Here is a 985-nt window from a genome sequence, read left to right on the forward strand (position 1 = left end):
GTCGAGCGAGGGCCCGGTCGTGAACCCGGCTCCGTCCGCGTCGCCCGCGCCCTCGCTCGACCAGCCCGGCCAGCAGCCTCCGGCGAGCGGCAGCACCACCCCCAGCGCCTGATCCGTGGCGCGCAAGAGACGGCCCGACCCCGAGGGCCGGATGCCGCTGCGCGAGCACCTGCTCGAGCTCCGCAAGCGGCTGTTCCTGGCCGCGATCGGCCTGGCCGTCGGCGCGGTCGCGGGCTGGTTCCTGTACGAGCCGGTGTTCGAGCTGCTCCAGCAGCCCCTGCTCGACACCGCCGCGGGCCGGGACGGCCGGGTCTCGGTGAACTTCGCGGGTCTGGCCAGCGCGTTCGACATGCAGATCAAGGTGGCGCTGTTCCTCGGCGTCATCGTGTCGAGCCCGTGGTGGCTCTACCAGCTGTGGGCGTTCATCACGCCCGGGCTGACCCGCCGGGAGAAGCGGTCGGCGGTCGGGTTCCTCGCGGCCGCGGTGCCGCTGTTCCTGGCCGGCGCCGCCCTCTCGGCCTGGACGCTGCCCACGGCGGTCAAGGTGCTGACGGACTTCACGCCGGAGGGCGCGTCGAACTTCATCGACGCGCAGGCGTACCTCAGCTTCGTCATGCGGTTCGTGCTGGCGTTCGGCCTGGCGTTCGTGCTGCCGGTGGTGATGGTGTGCATCAACCTGGTCGGCCTGGTCCGGGCGAGCACGTGGGCCCGGGGCTGGCGGTGGGCGGTGCTGCTCGCGTTCGTGTTCGCCGCGGTGATGACGCCGACGCCGGACGCGATCACGATGATCGTCATGGCGCTGCCGATCTGCGGGCTGTACTTCGCGGCGCTCGGCGTGTGCGTGCTGCACGACCGGCGCGCGGACCGGCGGCTCGCGGAGGCCGAGTCCGCGCGGGGCCACGAGGGCCTGGGCGGGGCCGGTGCCGGTGCCGCCGACGGGACGCTCGCCACGTGAGCCACCTCGGGGTGGTGGTGAACCCCGTGG

Annotated in this window: 1 protein-coding gene; it reads left to right on the forward strand. The window is 73.6% G+C overall.

The window, feature by feature from the left end; genetic code table 11:
• Window positions 1–151 precede the first annotated feature (151 nt).
• A complete protein-coding gene (gene tatC, locus G6556_RS18945; RefSeq protein ID WP_166944724.1) occupies window positions 152–955 on the forward strand; it encodes a twin-arginine translocase subunit TatC in 804 nt (267 codons plus the stop codon).
• The last annotated feature ends 30 nt before the right edge of the window (window positions 956–985 follow it).

Source organism: Cellulomonas sp. IC4_254, assembly GCF_011603975.1.
Lineage (GTDB): Bacteria > Actinomycetota > Actinomycetes > Actinomycetales > Cellulomonadaceae > Cellulomonas.